Source organism: Pseudarthrobacter sp. IC2-21 (genome assembly GCF_034048115.1).
GTDB lineage: Bacteria > Actinomycetota > Actinomycetes > Actinomycetales > Micrococcaceae > Arthrobacter > Arthrobacter naphthalenicus.
Genome location: NZ_CP139145.1, coordinates 2,630,720 through 2,649,510 on the forward strand (window position 1 = coordinate 2,630,720; position 18,791 = coordinate 2,649,510).

An 18,791-nucleotide genomic window follows, 5' to 3' on the forward strand; every position below is an offset into this window, starting at 1 on the left:
TTCGTGATCATCGTTGCTCACGATGACCGGGGTTTCGTTTCGTTAAGTTGTGCTTGTCCGGCTAGCCGGCCAGCTGGCGGTGGAGCTCGCCCAGCCGGGTAACTACCGAAGCGTCAAGCACTTCGTCACCCACCTGGACACGGATTCCACCGATCAGCTCAGGATCAACGGACATGTTGACCTTGAGCTCGCGACCGTAAAGGGAGTTAAGCCCCGCCTGGAGGCGGGCAAACTGCGTCTCCGTGAGGGGACGCGTGACCCTGACCGTCGCAATCCACCGCTGCTGCCGCTTGGCTGCCAGCTCAGCGAACCGGGCTACCAGATTGGTCGGCTTGATGCCGCGCGGCGCAGATACTGCCTGGGCAATGAGGACTTTTGCTTCCTCGCTTGCGCCAGGCACCAGCCGCTCAGCCAGGCGGACCTTCGCTGCAGCACTGGCCTGCGGCTCCGACAGAGCACGTTGCACCTCGTGGTCGGAGGCAACGGCCTGGTTGAAGGAGAACAGATCGTTCTCCAGTTCTTCCAGCCCAGAGACACCGGAGGCAGAAACGGCCGACTTGTTTTCAGCAACGGCGATGACCACCGTCGCGCCAAGCGTCTCGAGTGCATCGCCGATATCTCGGGCCGATGCCCAGCGTGAACTGGCCAGTCCGCCCGCGATGTCCGCCGCGTCCGCGGAAACTTTTCCGCCAACGAGCTGCTTGATCAGCGCCGACTTCTCGTCACCGGTACGCGACGGGTCCGTCAGGGCACGGCGCAAACCAGCTGAGCTGTCCACCGTGCCCAGGATTCCGAAGAGTTCCTTAGCCAACTGCAGCGAGGCCAATGGAAGCTTGGCTTCCAGCGTGGTCAGAGCCGTGGTCAGCGATTCGCTCGATACACCTGACATTACTTAGCTGCACCTGCGTTCTGGGTCTCCAGATCTGCCAGGAAACGGTCAACAACGCGGGCCGAACGCTCGTCATCGTTGAGCGCTTCGCCAACAATGCGGCCTGCCAGCGTGGTGGCCAGCGAGCCTACCTCGGAACGCAGGGACACAACTGCCGCCTGACGCTCCGATTCGATCTGCACGTGGGCCTGAGCCGTGATGCGGGCCGATTCAGCGGCTGCCTTTTCCTTCAGATCAGCAAGGATCTGGGCGCCTTCTGCGCGGGCTTCCTCGCGGATGCGATTAGCTTCTGCGCGGGCGTCCGTGAGCTGCTGCTTGTACTCCTCGAGGGCGGCCGATGCTTCTGCCTGGGCCTTTTCAGCCTTGGCGATGCCGCCTTCAATTGCTTCGGCGCGCTCTGCAAACGTCTTCTCGAACATCGGGACAACGAACTTGACCACGATGAACATGAGGACAGCAAAGCCGACGAGGACAACGCCCATTTCCCAGACGTTGGGTACCAGTGGGTTAGTCTCGCCCTCTGTGGCGGCTGAGATGATCACCTGGTTCATAATTCACCCGTCCTTTTCTACTCGGTTCTGGATGTTCGCTAGGTTCTGAAGGTTTACTTGAGAACGAAAGCGAAGACCAGGCCAAGGATGGCGAGGGCTTCAGTCAGCGCGAGGCCGAGGAATGCGATCGGCTGCAGGACGCGCTGGGCTTCCGGCTGACGTGCCACACCATTGATGTAGGCAGCGAACACGAGACCAACACCGATACCACCGCCAATAGCGGAGAGGCCGTAGCCGATGAGGTTGAGGGAGCCGTTGATGGAGCCTTCCATTTTTCTTCCTTTCAAGATGCCACCCGTGTGGCAGGTTGTTTGGGTTGCTTCATCCCCGTAAGGGGAAGACTGTGGGTGCCTTAGTGGCTGTCCGCGTGCAGGGCGCCTTCAATGTAGATGGCAGTCAGCAGCGTGAAGACATAAGCCTGGAGGGCCATGATCAGTGCTTCGAGCATGTACATGGCGATGGAGCCCGCGAGGACGAGTACCGAAGCTCCCTTGAGCAGGACGTTCTCCTGCATGATGAGGAACTCGATGCCGGATCCGGCAATCATGACGATGAGGTGGCCTGCCAGCATGGTGGCAAAGAGACGCAGGCTGTGCGTTACGGGCCGTACCAGGAAGTTCGAGATGATTTCGATCGGAATAACGATCGGCAGGATGTAGATGGGGACGCCGGACGGAACCGTGGCGAGTTTGAAGTACTTCAGCCCGTTCTTTTTCACGCCGATGGCGATCCAGGTGAAGTACACGATGCCCGCGAGGACATAGGCACCGCCAACGTGGGAGAAGCTCGGCAGCTGGATTACGGGAATGGCACCGTAAATGTTGTTCACCAGGATGAAGAAAAACAGGCTGAACAACAGCGGGACGTACTTCATGAAGTCTTTGCCGCCGATAATGTCCTTGGCAATGCCATTACGGACAAAGCCGTAAGCCATTTCTCCGGCGAACTGGAGCTTGCCGGGGACAAGCTGCTGCTTCCGCGCAGCGAGCAGGAAGAATGTGGCGATAATGACGACCGACAGGATTACCAGCAGCATCTGCTTGGAGAATCCGTCTGCCGCCCCCCACGGCAGGATCGCCGGCAGGTGCATTTCTTCAATTCCGGGAGGAGCGAACTCTCCTGAATCTTGGGCCGGGAGCGCAAGCGCGATCAACGCGATTCCTCTCTGCAGTGTCCATCATTGGGCGTTGGGCTGGGTGCAGCGGATTCTTGCTCCGCAGTTCCCCATGTGAAATTATTTGGCATTAGTGTTTCCGTCCGCGGACGGGCCGCTGTCTACGCCGCGCTTACCAGAGGTGTTTCTGGAACTGGTAAGGCCGTGCATGTGGGAAAGATAAAATCCTCCGAGAGCTCCAAGCAGAGCGCCTGCGAGCACAATCCAGCGGGTTCCCCACAGATTATCCAGACCCCACCCTATCAAACTCCAGACGATGATTCCGCCAATAATGTAGCTGAAGACGGCCATGCCGGCGTTGTAGCCGCCATCGTTGTTATCGGGTGAGACTCCGGGTGCGGAGGAAGCATTTCCGGACGCGGCGGAGCCGTTGTTCGCCGGTCGTTTCCGATCAGACATCGTTGGGCTCCTTCGGTTCGGGGTCGTTGTAGATTTGCAGGCGCGCTTTGCTGAAACCATAGATTTCGGCGGCCTGCCAGAACACAACAGTGGCTACGGCGCCAATGAGGAACCAGCGGCCGTGCAGCCACGCAGGAGCTCCGATCAGGAACAGGACAACTGCAAAGCCCACTACTTTGACGAAGTAGGTGGCCACAAACATCCCGATGGCACCTGAGGGGTTGTTCCGCCCCATAAAGTGCCCTACCAGCAGGCTGATGGCAAAGAACACCATCACCAGGAGGCCGCCCAACGTACTGGACAGGACACCGACGGGCCCGTTCAGGATGACGGCAGGAATGCCGGCCAGAATGAGTGCCGCCCCGCCGGCAGCTGAACTCAGCGCCAGAAGGCGAAGCCACAGGGACTGCGTGGGACCGGAGACGCCGGCGGATCCGTTGCCGGACGCTGGTCCGGGGTCGGCGTTGGAGGTCATGAGATCCCAATCGTCGGCGCCCTGGGGCTGGGTGGAGGGGCAGCTTTGGCTGCCCCTAAATTCTACACGAGATAGAAATGATTCCGAACATGGTCAGCCGGCCGTCTCCTCGGTGTCCCGCCGAAGGTAGGGCCACGCTGTCACCAGCCCCATCACCAGCGTGGCGAAAAGGTCAACCGCCAGCACGGGCTGCCACGGGAACACAGCGAACGCGAGGCCGCCGAAGGACACCACCGCCGTCCAGAGGTACATCAGAATGACGGCGGTCCGGTGCGAGTAGCCAATGTCGAGGAGTTTGTGGTGGAGGTGGCCCCGGTCAGCGGACCAGGGGGAGCGTCCCTTTGCCGTCCGCCGGATGACGGCGAGCCCCAGGTCCAGCAGTGGCAGGAAGAGGACGGCGAACGGAAGCAGGATGGGGATGACCGTGGAGATACCGTTCGCCCGGTCGTAGAGTCCTGACGTGATCTGGCCGGTGGATACGATGCCGGCGGCGGCGAACAGCAGCCCGATGAGCATGGCACCGGAGTCGCCCATGAAGATCTTGGACGGGAACCAGTTGTGCGGCAGGAAGCCGATGCAACTGCCCACAACAACTGCCGTCAGCAGGGTGGCGAGGTCCGAGTAGTCCAACAGGACAGCGTTACGGTGCACCCAGTAGGCCGTGAAGAAGAAGGCCGTTCCGCCGATGATGGCCGCACCGGCCGCCAGGCCGTCCAGGCCGTCAATGAAGTTGAAGGCGTTCATGGTGGTCACGATCAGCCCGGCGGTCAGCACAATCCTAAGCAGATCGTTCTCGAGGATGATCGGCTCCGGCACCCATGGCACGATGGTCATCCGCACGCCCCAGATGGCCACCACCAGGGCAGCCGCGCTCTGGCCGATGAGTTTCACCCACCAGCGGATGTCCAGCAAATCATCGGCGACGCCCACCAGGACAATCAGCACAGCACCGGCCAGGACGCCCCAGGGCGAGAAATTGTTGCGGTAGATGTCTTTGACGAAGAAAGACTGGCTGGCCACAATGAGGGCAACCAGCACGCCAAGGAAGATGGCCACGCCACCGAGCCGGGACACCGGCGTCGAGTGCATGTCCCGGCTGCGGATAGGCATGTGGAGTTCGAGCCGGTTGCCGACCACGCGCGCCGCCCAGGTGAACCCGTAGGACACGATCGCAGCGATCAGCCCCATCAGGAGGTACATGATCATGCGCTGGCAGCCGTTTCGTGTGTCTCCGACGCGGCCGGGGGTGTTAACGCAGCGCCGGACCGGGGTGTTAAACGCCGGTCCTGGATCAATGGGCTCACTTGCCGGGGATCTGTCGATCGATAAATGAAACTTCTCCGTCGCCGGGCGCGCAGCAGGCAGTACTAAGTGCCTTACAGGGCTGTATTACAGTGGACTCTAGTCAAGATACTAGCGCCAACGGCTCCATGGCTTCGCGCCACACGGCGCATTGCGAGCGGGGAATCCCCTGAAGGCCGCCCTGAAAGGAACCCCCATGACCGTCCGGGTCGCTGTTGCTGCTGTGACTTTCAACCGACATCAGGAGCTCGCTGTCCTGCTGGATTCCATCAACTCCCAGTCGGCGGCCGTGGACACCATCTGCCTCGTCGACAGTGGCTCGGATCCGGCCCGTGAGGTGGCTGAACGGCACGCCAATGTGGACTATGTCCGCTCCGAAGCCAACCTGGGCGGGGCCGGCGGCTTCGCCCTGGCTGCCCTCAAGGCAGTGGCCAGCGGTGCCACCTGGATCTGGATGATGGATGACGACGCCGAGCCGGCAGATCCCGAGTGCCTGGCCACGCTGCTGCGGGAGGCTGAGGCCCGCAACCTTGAAGCCGTGGTCCCCCTCGTGGTGGCCCCCGGCAACCCGGACCGGCTGTCCTTCTTCTTCCGGCTGGACGGGAAGGTCACCCATGACCGTGCCGAGGTGGAAAAAGTAGGTTTCCTGCCCAATGACGGGCACTTCTTTAACGGGGCGCTCATCCGGTCGGACGTCTTTTTCAAGGTTGGCCTGCCGGACATGCGCCTCTTCATCCGTGGCGACGAGGTGGACTTCACCATCAGGCTGCGCAAGGCCGGCATCAGGTTCGGCACCGTGACCACAACGGCCATCACCCACCCGCACGCCGTCTCCGAGACCCAACACGTTTATGGCGCACGCTGGCATGTGATCGTCCCGGATTCGGCCTTCAAGCGTTATTACTACTACCGCAACCGCGGGTACTTGATCCGCCGGTACTTCCGGGTCAAGTCCTTCGTGGCGGACGTGGGTGGCTACGCGGGCTATTTCGCGCGGCGCCGTGACCTGCCCGGCTTCCTGTCCTGGGCCAGGTCCTTCACCGCCGGGCTGCGCGGCAAGGGCTTCGCGCCGCTGGAGGACCAGAATATTTAGGACTGGCCCCGAAGGCGCCGCCGGGTAAGGAGCCACAGGAGCACCCAGGGCTCGCCGAACACGCGGTAGGCCACCCGGCGCGGATGCAGCAGCAGGCGCCAGGCCCACTCCAGGCCAAGCCTTCCCAGCCAGCGCGGCGAGAGCTTCTGCACCCCTGCCAGTTGTTCAATGGCGCCGCCCACCGTGCAGTAGATGGCGGGCGGGAGCGAGTCCAGCCGGCGCTGCAGCACTGTTTCCTGGAGCGGCATGCCCAGCCCGAGCAGGACGAGCTGGGGCTGCTGCGCGGCGAGCCAGTCCACGGCGGCCGTTTCGACGTCGGCATCCCAGTCTTCGCCGGGAAGCCCTGTCACGGTGGCGGCGGGAACAATCCCCTGGAGCCGTTCGACCGCTTTGGCGTTGGCTTCCGCCCCGGCGCCCACTACGGCGATCCGTTCGAGGCCGGCCACGCGGCCCAAGGATGGCAGCCAGTCCGTGGACCCCAGCCTGTACTCCATAAGCGGGCTGACGGCTTTGCCGGTCCGGCCCCAGAGCCACAGCACCGGCGCCCCGTCCAGGAGCACCACGTCACTGTTCTCGTAGAGGGAACGGAATCCGGGATCGGAATGGGTCAGCGTGACGCTGTGCAGGTTATGTCCGACGACGGTGCGCCGGGCGCCGTCGTCGACGAACCCTGCGAGCACCTCAATGAGTCCGTCCACGGTCAACGGGGTGGCGTCGACACCCAGGACCGGGATGTGCTGCCGGGCGGGGCTCATCCAGCGTCCCGGGCGCCTTCGGCCGCCGGGGTGTCCGGCGCCGCCTCCGCGTTCGTCGTCGCGGGCGCGGCGGAAGCGTCTTCGGCGGCCACAGGGGCTGCAGGCTGACCGGAGGGAACCTCACCGAGGCCCAGGACGCCCGGAACGTGTTCGCGAAGCTGGTCGAGGGACACGGCGCCGTTGCGCACAACCCGCAGGACCGTGCCGGTGGCGTCCACGATGGTGGACGGCACGGCGTCCGTGCCTTCCACCGGCCGGAAGCCTCCTTCGAGGTAGACCTCAACGGACTCGGCGAGCTGGGCACGCGCTTCGGCTGCGGTCTGCGCCGGCGCCTGGCCGGTCCGGTTGGCGGAGGAAACCGCCAGCGGGCCGGTCAGGGTGAGGAGCTCCAGCGCAATCTCATCGGCGGGCATCCGGAGCGCCACTGTTCCCTGCGTCTCACCAAGGTCCCAGTCCAGCGACGGCTGTGCGTGCAGGATCAGCGTCAGGCCACCGGGCCAGAACGCCTCAGCCAGCTTGCGGGCGTCCGCGGAGATCTCCGTGGCCAGCCCGTCCAGGGCATTGATCCGCGGAATGAGCACGGGCGGCGGCATGGTGCGGCTGCGTCCCTTGGAAACCAGAAGCATGGTGACGGCCTGCGGAGAGAAGGCATCGGCCGCGATCCCGTAGACAGTATCGGTGGGGAAAACCACGCACTTCTTTTCGCTGATGGCACGCTGCGCATGCTCCAGCCCCAGGGCGCGCTGATCCTCTGACGTGCAGTTGTAGGTTGTGGTCACTGGCCTATTCTTTCATCAGTCGTGGCGCGGTCCGGCAAGCACGGCGCTGGTGGCGCGTTCCCTGCCGTTGAGGTCCAGGTGCGTGGTGATTTCGGTCCAGGCACCGGCGCGCTCCATCATGCGGACAATCCACGCGGCCTGGACTTCGGCGTGTTCCATCACGAAGTAGCCCCCGGGAACCAGCAGCCGGGCAGCGGAGGCTGCCGCCGCCGTCGGAAGTTCCATGCCGTCCGCTCCCCCGCCGTACAGGGCTTCCGGCGGATCATGCAGGGCGACTTCGGGTTCATTGGGGATGGCTTCGGCCGGGATGTAGGGCGGGTTGGAAACGACGACGTCGAATGTTCCGTTGAGCTCCGGCAACGCGTCCCGCAGGTCCCCCAGGGTGAGTGTGACGCCCAGGGGCGCCAGGTTCCTTGCTGCCCATGCATGGGCGAACGGGCTGTATTCCACGGCGTGGACTTCAGCGGCGGGAACCTCGTGGGCGATGGAACCGGCGATGGCCCCGGATCCGGTGCCCAGGTCCACGATCCGGGGGTGCGCCATGCCTGTGACCCGGTCTATGACCAGTTGGACCACGGACTCCGTTTCGGGGCGCGGGATAAACACTCCGGGCCCGACGGCGAGTTCGAGGTACCGGAAGTGCGCCACTCCGGTGATGTGCTGCAGCGGGGTGCGCCGGGCCCGCTCGGCGACCAGCTCGGCGTAGCCCTCAGGCGCCGGCGAATCACCGAGCATCATGGCCCGGAGCCGCCCCAGCCCAACACCAAGCAGATGATCCGCGAGCAGTTCGGCGTCCACCCGCGGGCTCGGGACACCGGCGTCCCGGAGGATCGCGGTGGCCTCGCCGATGGCAGCCGCCAGTGACTGTTCCGCGCCGGTTGTCATATCCGTGCAGTTCCCGGCAGCCGACTAATCGCCGATGGCGTCCAGGCGGGCCTGTTCGTCCATCTCGATGGCGGACTGGATGACCGGTTCGAGGTCGCCGTTCATGACCTGGTCCAGGTTGTACGCCTTGTAGCCGGTGCGGTGGTCCGCGATGCGGTTTTCCGGGTAGTTGTAGGTGCGGATGCGCTCCGAACGGTCCATGGTGCGGATCTGGGACTTCCGCTGGGCCGAGTTCTCGGCGTCGATGATCTCCTGCTGGTGTGCCAGGATGCGGGCGCGGAGCACGCGCATGCCTGCTTCGCGGTTCTGCAGCTGGGATTTCTCATTCTGCATCGCCACCACGATGCCCGTGGGCAGGTGCGTGATGCGGACAGCGGAGTCCGTGGTGTTCACGGACTGGCCACCGGGGCCGGAGGAACGGTACACGTCGATCTTGAGGTCGTTCTGGTTGATGTCCAGCTCTTCGGGCTCGTCAACTTCCGGCAGGACCAGGACGCCGGCAGCGGACGTGTGGATCCGGCCCTGCGATTCGGTGACGGGCACGCGCTGCACGCGGTGGACGCCGCCTTCGAACTTGAGCCGCGCGTAGACGCCTTCCGCGGGGTCGTTTGAGTTCCCCTTGACGGCCATCTGGACATCCTTGTAACCGCCCAGGTCCGACTCGGTGGCGGAAATGAGTTCCGTCTTCCAGCCGCGGGATTCGGCGTACCGGGTGTACATCCGCAGGAGATCGCCGGCGAAGAGGGCCGCTTCGTCGCCACCTTCGCCGCCCTTGACCTCAAGGATCACGTTGCGGGCATCGTCAGGGTCGCGGGGAATCAAGAGCCTGCGCAGCTTGGCCGACGCGGTCTCCAGCGCCGCCTCCAGCTCGGGAACCTCGGCAGCAAATTCGGGGTCCTCGGCAGCCATCTCTTTGGCCGCAGCAAGGTCATCGCGGATGCCTTCCCACTTGTGGTACGCCTCCACAATGCCGTTCAGCTGAGCTGAGCGCCGCCCCAGCTTCCGTGCCAAGCGCTGGTCAGCGTAAACAGCAGGATCCCCCAGCTGCGCCTGGATAGCATCATGCTCATCTAGCAGGCCCTGTACGGACTCAAACATTTCACAACCTCTTTCGACTCTTACAAGTCTAGTTTCCCGGGACTTAACGACGAACCGCCCAAAGTGTGCCGACCAGGGGGTCGGCACACTTTGAGCGGTGAGCGCAGCTACTTGTCGTTATCCGACTTCGCACCAAGCGTCGTCTTCTGGACCTGCATCAGGAACTCAACGTTGCTCTGGGTCTCCCGGATCTTGTTGGTCAGAAGCTCAAGGCTCTGCTGCGTTTCGAGTCCGGAAAGGACGCGGCGCAGCTTCCACATGATCTTGACTTCCTCGGGCGAAAGCAGGTTCTCCTCGCGGCGGGTGCCGGACGCGTTGACGTCCACTGCCGGGAAGATGCGCTTGTCTGCCAGCTGGCGGGACAGGCGGAGTTCCATGTTGCCGGTGCCCTTGAACTCTTCGAAGATGACCTCGTCCATCTTGGAACCGGTCTCCACAAGGGCCGTTGCCAGGATGGTCAGTGAGCCGCCGTTTTCAATGTTGCGGGCTGCGCCGAAGAAGCGCTTGGGCGGGTACAGGGCTGCTGAGTCGACGCCACCGGACAGGATACGGCCCGAGGCCGGTGCTGCCAGGTTGTAGGCGCGGCCCAGTCGGGTCATCGAATCCAGGAGGACCACCACGTCCATGCCCATTTCCACCAGGCGCTTGGCGCGCTCGATGGACAGCTCGGCCACGGTGGTGTGGTCGTCGGCGGGACGGTCGAAGGTGGAGGCAATGACCTCGCCCTTGACGGTGCGCTGCATGTCCGTGACTTCTTCAGGACGTTCGTCAACGAGCACCATCATGAGGTGGACCTCAGGATTGTTGGTGGTGATGGCGTTGGCGATGGACTGCAGGATGAGTGTCTTGCCGGCCTTCGGCGGGGAGACGATCAGGCCGCGCTGGCCCTTGCCGATCGGGGCAACCAGGTCAATGACGCGGGGCCCGATCTTCTTGGGGTCGGTCTCGAGGCGCAGTCGCTCGGACGGGTACAGCGGGACCAGCTTGGCGAATTCAACGCGGTCCTTCAGTTCCTCCGGGGTCTTGCCGTTGACGGAGGTGACGCGGACCAGGGCGTTGAACTTCTGGCGGGCGGACTGCTGGCTGCGGTCTTCGCCTTCGCGCGGTGCCCGGATGGCGCCAACGACGGCGTCGCCCTTGCGCAGGTTGTACTTCTTGACCTGTGCCAGGGAGACGTAGACGTCATTCGGGCCCGGCAGGTAGCCCGAGGTACGGATGAACGCGTAGTTCTCCAGGACGTCCAGGATGCCGGCGACCGGCAGCAGGACATCGTCATCAGTGACCTCGACGTCGTCGACGTCCGGGCCCTGGGCACGGCCGCGACGGCGGTCGTTGCGGTCGCGGAAGCGGTCGTTGCGGGTGTTGTCCCGGCTGTCCTGGCCGCCGGAGCGGTCATTGCGGTCGTTGCGGTCCCGGCGGTTGCGACGATTGCGGCGGCTGCCGTTATCTGAATCGTCGTTGTCGCGTGAATTGTCGCGGTTGTCATCGCGCCGGGTACCCTCGCGCTGGCCGGCCTCGCGGCTGCCTGCGTTGTCGCGGCCGCCATCGGCGTTGTCGCGTGTGGTGGTCTCACGGGCTGCAGTGTCGCGGGCGTTGGCGTCGCGTCCACCGCGGGTGCGGCCGCTGTCCCGACGCTCGGTGCGCTGGCCATCGCCGGATTCAACACCCTGAGCCTCGGTGCGCGGGGTCTCCGAGCGCTGGGTTTCGGTGCGCTGGGCATCCGAGCGCTGAGTGTCCGAGCGCTGGGTTTCGGTGCGCTCGGCCTGGCGCGGTTCGGCGGCAGGCTGTTCGGCCGGCACTTCCGTGACGTCTGCGGCCTGCGGAGCCGTTGCCTGCGCGGCTGCTTCGCCGCGGCGGCGGTTGCGGGTACGCGGCTGGCGGCGTTCGGCTCCACCTTCGGCGGTTTCAGTCTCGGCAGGTGCGGCTGCCGGCGCTTCAGCGGGGGCGGAGGCCGGCGCTTCGGCGGGTGCAGCGGCGACCACACCGTCGCTCACTGCGCGGCGGCTGCGGCCGCGGCCACGTGCACGGGTTCCCTCGGCGGCCGGAGCCTCCGGGGTTTCGGTGCCGGCAGCCACCGGCGCAGCGGCGGCTACGTGGTTTTCAGAGGTTTTCTCGGCTGCCTTGGCCGGCGCCTTGGTGGCTGGTGTGCCTGCGCGGTGGGCGGAAATGGCCGTAACCAGGTCCCCCTTGCGCATCCGTGACCCACCGGAAATCCCCAACTGGCTGGCAAGTGCCTGCAGTTGGGCGAGCTTCAGGCCGGCGAGGCCGCTGCTCTTGGTGGGTGCGGCCGTTGACGATCCGGCTGCAGAAGTTGATGTGTCCACAGCTGAAGACAGCTCAGTGGTTTCGGTCACGAAGGATCCTTCCCCCTCGACGGCGTCCAGACTGGGAGCTGGACGCGATGATTTGATCTGGGCTGCAGTTCAGATCTGCAGCCGGGATTTTCGGCCTTGCCGGTTGGATTTCGGCCAGCAGGGCCGGATACTGATTCACCTCACGCACCGATTAATGACGGGGCGCTGGACTGACGCTTCAGGGGCAGACACTTCTTGCTGCAGATTCCTGCGACAGACCAAGCAGGCGACACCGGAAAATATTGCGCAGTAGACGACCAGATGCAACTGAAATGCAGTTGCGGATCAGATAGGCGGAATTACCGCCGGTGTAAATCCACCTTAGCACCTTCGACGTCCACTGCGAGCTTCAGCACGCGCCAGCCGATGCCCGGCGTGTTCTCAGACGTGAAGGATCCGATCAGTGCGAGGATTTCCGCGGCCTCAGCTTCGCCGTTGGCCAGGACCAGGACCGTGGGCCCGGCGCCGGAAACAACTGCTGCGTGGCCTGCACCGCGCAGTACCCGGATAAGCGCAGCGCTGGGGCGCATGGCCTCCGCCCGGTAGCTCTGGTGGAGGTAGTCCTCAGTACCGGCGAGCAGGAATTCCGGCTTCTGCGTCAGCGCATGGATCAGCAGGGCCGCCCGGCCGGAGTTCATGGCTGCGGCATGGTGGCCCACCGAGGCCGGCAGCAGCGCTCGGGCCGCTTCGGTGGACAGTTCAAAGTCCGGAACGGCCACAATGGGGATGACCGAATCCACCACGGTTGCGCAGGTGCTCCTGTACTGGTCACTGTCCTGCCATGACAGCGCGAGTCCGCCGAAAATCGCTGGCGCGACGTTGTCCGGATGGCCTTCCATTTCGCTGGTAAGCTGCAGGATCCAGTCGCGTCCGCGCTGCCCGGGCGCCGGCACCATGGCGTTGGCGGCGGACACTGCCGCCACCACTGCGGAGGCGGAAGAGCCCAGGCCGCGCCCGTGCGGATTGACGTTGGTTGCCGTGATCCGGAGGCCGCCGTGCCGGTAGCCGAGCCGGGAAAAGGCGGCTTCCATGGCCCGGACCACAAGGTGGCTGGCATCGCGGGGCAAGGTGTCCGCACCCTCGCCGCTGAGCTCGAACAGGAGCTCGTCGGTCTCCAGGCTTTCCACCGTCAGGGTGTCGTGCAGTGCCAGGGCCAGGCCCAGGCTGTCATAGCCCGGACCGAGGTTGGCGCTGGTGGCGGGGACCCTGACGGTGACCCGTTGCCCTGCCTCAATGAGGGGCAGGGCAACGGTAGTGGGCGCGGTGGTTTCCAAGGCTACTTTTCTTCCAGTCCCAGTGCAGCTGCAACGGTGACAACATCGTTGGAGACCTTGACCGGCTGTACCTCACTGCCGTCTTCGGTGCGCAGGGCCCACTGGGGATCCTTGAGGCCGTGGCCCGTCACGGTGATGACAATGGTCTTGCCGGACGGTACTTCGCCGGCGGCGTGCTTCTTCAGGAGGCCCGCCACCCCCGCTGCTGAGCCCGGTTCCACAAAAACGCCCTCCCGGGCGGACAGCCAGCGGTGCGCATCCAGGATCTGCTCGTCGGTCACGGCGTCGATGAAGCCGCCGGACTCGTCGCGGGCCGCAATGGCGCCGTCCCAGGAAGCAGGATTGCCGATCCGGATGGCAGTGGCGATGGTGTCCGGTTCCGTAATGGGGTGGCCGGCTACGAACGGAGCCGCGCCGGCAGCCTGGAAGCCCCACATCTGCGGGGTTTTGGTGGACACGGGCGCCAGCGTGCCGGCCGTAGCCGACTCGAACGGGGCCGAGTACTCCTTGTAGCCCTTCCAGTAGGCCGTGATGTTGCCGGCGTTTCCGACCGGCAGGACGTGGATGTCCGGGGCGTCACCGAGGGAGTCCACGATCTCGAAGGCACCGGTCTTCTGGCCCTGGATACGGGCAGGATTGACCGAGTTGACCAGGAACACCGGGTAGGACTCCCCCAGCTTCCGGGCGATGTCCAGGCAGTTGTCGAAGTTGCCGTCCACCTGCAGCAGCGTGGCGCCGTGCGCGATGGCCTGGCTCAGCTTGCCCATGGAGATCTTGCCTTCGGGGACCAGCACAGCGCACTTCAGGCCGGCGGCCGTGGCGTAGGCGGCGGCCGAAGCGGAAGTGTTGCCGGTGGAGGCACAGACCACGGCCTTGGCGCCGGATTCAACGGCGGCGGTCATGGCCATGGTCATGCCGCGGTCCTTGAACGAGCCGGTGGGGTTCATGCCCTCGACCTTCAGGTACACGGTGGAACCGGTCAGTTCGGACAGCTTCTGCGCGTGGACCAGCGGAGTGCCGCCTTCGCCCAGGGTGATGACCCGGGTGGATTCCGTCACGGGCAGACGGTCAGCGTATTCGCGGATAACGCCGCGCCATTGGTGAGCCACTTAGACTCCTTCTACCCGCAGAACGGATGTCACTGAATTGATAACGTCCAGGCCCTTCACGGCCTCGACGGTGGCTGCAAGGGCAGCCTCGGACGCGCGGTGCGTGACAATCCGCAGTTCGGCCGACTCCGTGCTGGAGCCGGCTTCCTTGTGGATGGTCTGCCGCATGATTTCGATGGACACACCGTGCTCCGCGAAAAGCTTGGCAATGCGGGCCAGGACACCGGGCTGATCGGCCACGTCCAGGCCGATGTAGTAACTGGTGATGGCCGCATCAATGGGAAGTGCCGGAACGTGCCCGGTGGTGGTCTCGGTCCGCTGGGGACCGCCCAGCACCAGGCGGCGGGCCGCGGACACCAGGTCACCCAGGACGGCAGACGCCGTGGGGGTGCCACCGGCGCCCTGGCCGTAGAACATCAGTTCTCCGGCGTTTTCGGCCTCGATGAACACCGCGTTGAACGCTCCGCGGACGGCGGCCAAAGGGTGCTCCCGCGGGAGCAGCGTGGGGTGCACGCGCACCGAAACGCCTTCGCCGCCGCCTGTTTCCGTGCCTGCGGCCGGGAGTTTTTCGGCGATGGCCAGCAGCTTGATGACAAAACCGGCGTCCTTGGCCGCGGCGATGTCCGCGGCGGTGACGGAGGTGATGCCTTCAGAGTGGACGTTTTCGAGGGCAAACCGGGTGTGGAAGGACAGGGTGGCGAGGATCGCGGCCTTGGCCGCTGCGTCGTGGCCCTCGATGTCCGCCGTGGGGTCCGCTTCGGCGTAGCCAAGCCGCTGGGCTTCAGCGAGGGCATCGGCGAACTGGGCACCGGTGGAATCCATCTGGTCGAGGATGAAGTTGGTGGTTCCGTTGACGATGCCCATCACCTTGGTGATCCGGTCCCCGGACAGGCTGTCGCGGATGGGGCGCAGGATGGGGATGGCACCGGCCACCGCCGCTTCGTAGGACAGCTGCACGCCGGCTTTGTCGGCCTCTTCGTAGAGGGTAGGGCCGTCCTGGGCCAGCAGCGCCTTGTTGCCGGTGACCACGCAAGCGCCGTTCTGCAGCGCGGAGAGGATCAGGGTGCGGGCCGGCTCGATGCCGCCCATCAGTTCGATGACCAGGTCCGCGTCTTTGACCAGGGTCTCGGCGTCCGTGGTGAACAGTTCCGGCGGCAGCTCAACGTCGCGCGGTGCGTTCACGTTGCGCACGGCGATACCGCTGAGCTGAAGGCGGGCGCCGGTGCGGGCAGCAAGGGTGTCGGCGTCCTCAATGAGAATCCGCGCAACCTGGGCCCCAACGTTGCCACAGCCCAGGAGGGCTACTTTCAGGGTTCGCAATTCAGTCATTCAGACTCCCATGTCGCGGTTGAGCAGATCTTGTTCGGTTTCCCCGCGGACAATCAGCCGGGCAGATCCGTCGCGCACCGCGACAACGCCCGGCCGGGCCAGATAGTTGTAGTTGCTCGAGAGGGCCCAGCAGTAGGCGCCGGTTCCCGGTACAGCAAGCAGATCACCGGCTGCCACGTCCTCGGGCAGATATACATCTCTAACAACTATGTCGCCGCTCTCGCAATGTTTGCCCACTACGCGGGACAGCTGCGCCGCCGCGTCCGAGGTGCGCGAGGCGAGAACAGCCGAATAATCCGCGTCGTACAGCACCGGCCGGGCGTTATCGCTCATGCCGCCGTCAACTGACACATACCGGCGCGGGTGCGTAACGTTTTCCAGCAGGTTGGCGGTTGTTTGGGCTGTCCCGGCTGTTCCAACGGCGGGCGCGTCCACGCGAACCGTCTTCAGGGTCCCCACCTCGTACAGCGTGAAGGTGGTGCTGCCCACAATCGCGCGGCCCGGCTCAATGGAAATCCGCGGGGAGGTGATACCCAGGTCTGCGCACGTGGAACGCACGACGGCGGCCATCGCCTCCGCGATCTCGGCTGCGGGCCGGGGGGTGTCCACCGGGGTGTAGGCAATGCCGTACCCGCCGCCCAGGTCCAGTTCGGGCATCACGATGGAGTACTTTTCCTGCATGGCGGCAAGGAAGCGAAGGAGCTTCTCGGCTGCCAGGGCAAAGCCGTCGGGCTCGAAAATCTGGGAACCGATGTGGCAGTGCAGCCCGAGAAGGTCGATGCCTGGGTAGTTGGTTGCGGCCGCCACGGCTTCTTCCGCCGCGGACAGACCTGCCTGCTCGGTGGTGTCCTCCGCCATGGAGAGGCCGAACTTCTGGTCCTCGTGGGCGGTGGCGATGAACTCGTGGGTGTGGGCGTGCACGCCGGGAGTCAGCCGCAGCATGACTTTGGCCTGCTCCCCGCGGTTTTCCGCGATCCTGGCGACGCGCTGGAGTTCGTCCAGGCTGTCCACCACGATTCGGCCGAGCTTCATGTCCAGGGCCCGGTGAATTTCGGCGTCGGACTTGTTGTTTCCATGCAGGGCCACGTCCGCGCCGGGGATGCCGGCCCGTGCAGCGACTGCCAGTTCCCCGCCGGAGGCGGTGTCCAGCCGCAGGCCTTCCTCCTCGACCCACCGCACCACGGCGGTGCAGAGGAAGGACTTCCCGGCGTAGTAGACGTCCACTCCCCCGCAGATGTCAGCGAAGGCGTTGTTGAACGCGTCGCTGAAGGAGCGGGCACGCTCCCGGAAATCGGTCTCGCTCAGCACAAAGAGCGGCGTTCCGTACTGCCTTTTGAGCTCGCTGACCGGGATGCCGTCAATGGCGAGTTCGCCGTCGCCGTTCCGGTCAACGTCACCGGCCCACAGCGGCTGATGCAGGACGTTCAGATCAGCCGGAACGGCGAGCCAATCAGGGGCCAGCGGGGAGGCGGCCTGGTGGTTGGTTTTTGGCACTGCCATCACATCCGTTCCGGTGCGGAGACGCCAAGGAGGTCCAGTCCGTTGGCCAGGACCTGGCTGGTGGCATCGTTGAGCCACAAACGGGTGCGGTTGACGTCGGTGACCGGCTCGTCGCCCATGGGGGCGATGCGGCAGGCGTCATACCAGCGGTGGTAGGCGCCGGCGATGACCTCAAGGTGGCGGGCGATGCGGTGCGGCTCGCGCAGTTCGGCGGCCTTGGCCACAATGGAGGGGTAGCTGCCCAGGTAGGAGAGCAGTTCGTTTTCGGTGGCGTGGTCCAGCAGGGAGGCCTCAAAGGCGCTCCGGTCAACGCCGGCGGCCACGGCGTTCCGTGCCGCGCCGCGGGTACGGGCGTGGGCGTACTGCACGTAGAACACCGGGTTCTCGTTGCTGTGCTTCTTGAGCAGGTCCGGGTCCAGGGTCAGCGGGGAATCCGCCGGGAAACGGGCCAGCGAGTAGCGGACCGCGTCCTTGCCAAGCCAGTCGATGAGGTCCTTGAGCTCGATGATATTGCCTGCACGTTTGGACAACTTGGCGCCGTTGACGGAGACCAGCTGGCCGATCAGGACCTCGATGTTGACCTCGGGGTCATCTCCGGCGGCCGCCGCAATGGCCTTGAGCCGGTTGATGTAGCCGTGATGGTCCGCACCGAGGAGGTAGATCTTCTCGGTGAAGCCGCGGTCCTTCTTGGACAGGTAATAGGCGGCATCAGCCGCGAAGTAGGTGGGCTCGCCGTTGGCGCGGATCATGACCCGGTCCTTGTCATCGCCAAAGTCCGTGGTGCGCAGCCACACCGCACCGCCGTCGTCGAACACGTGGCCCTGCTCGCGCAGGCGCGCAACGGCACTTTCGATGGCGCCGGCGTCGTGCAGTTCCTGCTCGGAGAAGAACACGTCGAATTCGACGCCGAAATCCGCGAGCGTGGCCTGGATGTCCTTCATCTGGGCCTCGTAGGCCGCGGCGCGGATCACGGGGATCGCCGCAACCTCGGTCAGTTCACGGATGTCCGGGTGTTCGCTGAGTACCTCGTGGCCGAGGTCCGCGATGTACTGGCCGGGGTAGCCGCCGTCGGGCACGGGTAGGCCGTGGAGCCGGTTGTAGACCGACTGGGCGAAGGTGTTCATCTGCGTGCCGGCGTCGTTGATGTAGTACTCGGCGGTGACCTCGGCGCCGGATGCGCGGAGGACCCGCGCGATGGCGTCGCCCAGGGCTGCCCAGCGGGTATGGCCGATATGCAGGGGCCCGGTGGGGTTGGCGGACACGAATTCCATGTTGACGGTATGGCCGGCGAGCGCGGTGTTGGTGCCGTACTCCGGACCGGCTTCCACGATGGCCTTCGCCAGGGCCCCCGCGGCCGCAGCGTCCACGGTGATGTTCAGGAAGCCCGGACCCGCGATGTCCACCGCAGAAACGCCGTTGATGGTCTTGAGCCGGGCACTCAAAATGGTGGCGAACTCGCGTGGATTGGTGCCGGCCTGCTTGGACAGTTGCAGGGCGATATTGGTGGCCCAGTCACCGTGATCCCGGTTCTTTGGTCGCTCCACCCGCACCTCGGCAGGAACTGCAGACGCGGAAAGCCCGATTTCGCCGGCAGCGACGGCATCTTTCAGGCAGGCGGATATGGCGAGGGAGAGTTCTTCGGGAGTCACCCCTCTAGCCTACCGGCGCCCGCCACGTGGAGGAATTTGAGCCATGACGGGTGACTTGGGGTCCCAGCCGGCGGACCGGCTCAACTGAGCCAGCCTCGCGGCTGGCTCTCAGCGTGAACCATTACGCTGAATCCGACGTTGAGTACACCGTAAGCACCCAGCCCACGAAACGAGCC

Annotated in this window: 18 protein-coding genes; 1 reads left to right on the plus strand and 17 read right to left on the minus strand. The window is 64.9% G+C overall.

Translation table 11 applies throughout. The features are described from left to right. Positions 1–61: 61 nt before the first annotated feature. From SBP01_RS12110 to SBP01_RS12140, 7 genes are all read right to left on the minus strand, one after another. Positions 62–889, minus strand: a complete 828-nt coding sequence (locus SBP01_RS12110) for a F0F1 ATP synthase subunit delta (protein ID WP_320535931.1) — start codon at positions 887–889, stop codon at positions 62–64. Then, entirely contained in the window at positions 889–1,440 is a 552-nt protein-coding gene (locus SBP01_RS12115; protein WP_275214375.1) for a F0F1 ATP synthase subunit B, read from the minus strand. Before SBP01_RS12115 ends, SBP01_RS12110 begins: the two co-directional genes overlap by 1 nt. Before the next feature lie 53 nt (positions 1,441–1,493). Continuing rightward, positions 1,494–1,712 carry an ATP synthase F0 subunit C gene (gene atpE, locus SBP01_RS12120; protein WP_003804776.1) on the minus strand — a complete coding sequence of 73 codons (219 nt, stop codon included), beginning with the start codon at positions 1,710–1,712 and terminating at the stop codon, positions 1,494–1,496. A gap of 80 nt (positions 1,713–1,792) precedes the next feature. Next, entirely contained in the window at positions 1,793–2,593 is an 801-nt protein-coding gene (gene atpB / locus SBP01_RS12125; protein WP_275214374.1) for a F0F1 ATP synthase subunit A, read from the minus strand. 81 nt (positions 2,594–2,674) lie between these two features. Beyond that, positions 2,675–3,013, minus strand: a complete 339-nt coding sequence (locus SBP01_RS12130) for a hypothetical protein (protein WP_275214373.1) — start codon at positions 3,011–3,013, stop codon at positions 2,675–2,677. Beyond that, complete coding sequence (locus SBP01_RS12135) at positions 3,006–3,488, minus strand: hypothetical protein (RefSeq protein ID WP_320535932.1); 483 nt, start codon at positions 3,486–3,488, stop codon at positions 3,006–3,008. The genes SBP01_RS12130 and SBP01_RS12135 overlap by 8 nt, the downstream gene beginning before the upstream one ends. Positions 3,489–3,581: 93 nt before the next feature. After that, positions 3,582–4,694, minus strand: coding sequence for an MraY family glycosyltransferase (locus SBP01_RS12140; RefSeq protein WP_275214371.1), 1,113 nt, complete (start codon positions 4,692–4,694; stop codon positions 3,582–3,584). A gap of 292 nt (positions 4,695–4,986) precedes the next feature. On the opposite strand from SBP01_RS12140, the gene SBP01_RS12145 reads away from it, so the two are divergent. Next, complete coding sequence (locus tag SBP01_RS12145) at positions 4,987–5,883, plus strand: glycosyltransferase (RefSeq protein ID WP_320535933.1); 897 nt, start codon at positions 4,987–4,989, stop codon at positions 5,881–5,883. Here the strand turns inward: SBP01_RS12145 and SBP01_RS12150 are convergent. The 10 genes from SBP01_RS12150 to argS all read right to left on the minus strand — a co-directional run bounded on the left by SBP01_RS12150 (position 5,880) and on the right by argS (position 18,615). Continuing rightward, a complete protein-coding gene (locus SBP01_RS12150) occupies positions 5,880–6,638 on the minus strand; it encodes a WecB/TagA/CpsF family glycosyltransferase (protein WP_320535934.1) in 759 nt (252 codons plus the stop codon). The genes SBP01_RS12145 and SBP01_RS12150 overlap by 4 nt on opposite strands. Then, positions 6,635–7,417, minus strand: a complete 783-nt coding sequence (locus tag SBP01_RS12155; protein ID WP_320535935.1) for an L-threonylcarbamoyladenylate synthase — start codon at positions 7,415–7,417, stop codon at positions 6,635–6,637. The genes SBP01_RS12150 and SBP01_RS12155 overlap by 4 nt, the downstream gene beginning before the upstream one ends. Positions 7,418–7,432: 15 nt before the next feature. Then, positions 7,433–8,302 (minus strand): peptide chain release factor N(5)-glutamine methyltransferase, encoded by an 870-nt coding sequence (prmC, locus tag SBP01_RS12160; protein ID WP_275214367.1) that lies wholly within the window; start codon positions 8,300–8,302, stop codon positions 7,433–7,435. Between the two features lie 24 nt (positions 8,303–8,326). After that, positions 8,327–9,400 (minus strand): peptide chain release factor 1, encoded by a 1,074-nt coding sequence (gene prfA, locus SBP01_RS12165; RefSeq protein WP_275214366.1) that lies wholly within the window; start codon positions 9,398–9,400, stop codon positions 8,327–8,329. A 107-nt stretch (positions 9,401–9,507) separates the two neighbouring features. Beyond that, positions 9,508–11,754 carry a transcription termination factor Rho gene (rho, locus tag SBP01_RS12170; protein ID WP_320535936.1) on the minus strand — a complete coding sequence of 749 codons (2,247 nt, stop codon included), beginning with the start codon at positions 11,752–11,754 and terminating at the stop codon, positions 9,508–9,510. Positions 11,755–12,053: 299 nt separating this feature from the next. After that, on the minus strand, positions 12,054–13,028 hold the full coding sequence (gene thrB, locus SBP01_RS12175; RefSeq protein WP_275214364.1) for a homoserine kinase: 975 nt from the start codon (positions 13,026–13,028) through the stop codon (positions 12,054–12,056). 2 nt (positions 13,029–13,030) lie between these two features. After that, positions 13,031–14,137 carry a threonine synthase gene (gene thrC / locus SBP01_RS12180; RefSeq protein ID WP_275214363.1) on the minus strand — a complete coding sequence of 369 codons (1,107 nt, stop codon included), beginning with the start codon at positions 14,135–14,137 and terminating at the stop codon, positions 13,031–13,033. Beyond that, complete coding sequence (locus SBP01_RS12185; RefSeq protein WP_320535937.1) at positions 14,138–15,466, minus strand: homoserine dehydrogenase; 1,329 nt, start codon at positions 15,464–15,466, stop codon at positions 14,138–14,140. Beyond that, on the minus strand, positions 15,467–16,966 hold the full coding sequence (gene lysA, locus SBP01_RS12190) for a diaminopimelate decarboxylase (protein WP_320535938.1): 1,500 nt from the start codon (positions 16,964–16,966) through the stop codon (positions 15,467–15,469). Further along, on the minus strand, positions 16,966–18,615 hold the full coding sequence (gene argS / locus SBP01_RS12195; protein WP_275214360.1) for an arginine--tRNA ligase: 1,650 nt from the start codon (positions 18,613–18,615) through the stop codon (positions 16,966–16,968). The genes lysA and argS overlap by 1 nt, the downstream gene beginning before the upstream one ends. Positions 18,616–18,791: the final 176 nt, after the last annotated feature.

Coding starts and splice junctions, on each gene's coding strand:
- SBP01_RS12110 (WP_320535931.1), bottom strand. CDS start 889: ATGTCAGGTGTATCGAGCGAATCGCTGACCACGGCTCTGACCACGCTG.
- SBP01_RS12115 (WP_275214375.1), bottom strand. CDS start 1,440: ATGAACCAGGTGATCATCTCAGCCGCCACAGAGGGCGAGACTAACCCA.
- atpE (WP_003804776.1), bottom strand. CDS start 1,712: ATGGAAGGCTCCATCAACGGCTCCCTCAACCTCATCGGCTACGGCCTC.
- SBP01_RS12130 (WP_275214373.1), bottom strand. CDS start 3,013: ATGTCTGATCGGAAACGACCGGCGAACAACGGCTCCGCCGCGTCCGGA.
- SBP01_RS12135 (WP_320535932.1), bottom strand. CDS start 3,488: ATGACCTCCAACGCCGACCCCGGACCAGCGTCCGGCAACGGATCCGCC.
- SBP01_RS12140 (WP_275214371.1), bottom strand. CDS start 4,694: ATGATCATGTACCTCCTGATGGGGCTGATCGCTGCGATCGTGTCCTAC.
- SBP01_RS12145 (WP_320535933.1), top strand. CDS start 4,987: ATGACCGTCCGGGTCGCTGTTGCTGCTGTGACTTTCAACCGACATCAG.
- SBP01_RS12150 (WP_320535934.1), bottom strand. CDS start 6,638: ATGAGCCCCGCCCGGCAGCACATCCCGGTCCTGGGTGTCGACGCCACC.
- prmC (WP_275214367.1), bottom strand. CDS start 8,302: ATGACAACCGGCGCGGAACAGTCACTGGCGGCTGCCATCGGCGAGGCC.
- prfA (WP_275214366.1), bottom strand. CDS start 9,400: ATGTTTGAGTCCGTACAGGGCCTGCTAGATGAGCATGATGCTATCCAG.
- SBP01_RS12185 (WP_320535937.1), bottom strand. CDS start 15,466: ATGACTGAATTGCGAACCCTGAAAGTAGCCCTCCTGGGCTGTGGCAAC.
- lysA (WP_320535938.1), bottom strand. CDS start 16,966: ATGGCAGTGCCAAAAACCAACCACCAGGCCGCCTCCCCGCTGGCCCCT.